Origin of the sequence: Streptomyces sp. SID12501 (assembly GCF_010550245.1) — a bacterium.
Classification (GTDB): domain Bacteria; phylum Actinomycetota; class Actinomycetes; order Streptomycetales; family Streptomycetaceae; genus Streptomyces.
In genome coordinates this window covers 1-413 of sequence record NZ_JAAGLU010000846.1, presented here as the reverse complement: position 1 = coordinate 413, position 413 = coordinate 1, and the positions used below count along the sequence as shown (strand labels likewise).

At 67.3% G+C, this 413-nt stretch carries 1 protein-coding gene; it reads left to right on the top strand.

The features are described 5' to 3' along the window. On the top strand, positions 1-413 hold a 413-nt coding region (locus G3I71_RS48775), incomplete at both ends, for an NAD(P)/FAD-dependent oxidoreductase (protein ID WP_164325416.1).

Genomic DNA, 413 nt, shown 5'->3' with positions numbered 1-413 from the left:
AGGCGCTCACCTTCGTCTTCGTCGGCTGCGTCTTCGCCGGCGCCGAGACGATCGGCGAGGTCGAGGACATGGCCCGCTACGCGGTGCGCAAGTACAAGCAGATCGAGCAGGACGAGCTGCGCTTCGTGCTCGTCGAGGGCAGCCCGCGCATCCTCCCCGAGGTGAGCGAGGAGCTGGGCGGCTACACGCTCGAGCAGCTCCGCAAGCGCGACATCGAGATCTTCCTGTCGACGTTCCTGTCGTCCTGCGTCGACGGGCACATCGTGCTGTCGAACGGCACCGAGTTCGACGCCGAGACGGTCGTGTGGACGGCGGGCGTCAAGGCCAACCCGGTGCTGCAGGAGTCGGACCTGCCGCTGGACAAGATGGGCCGCGTCATCTGCAACGCCGAGCTGCAGGTGACCACCGAGGAC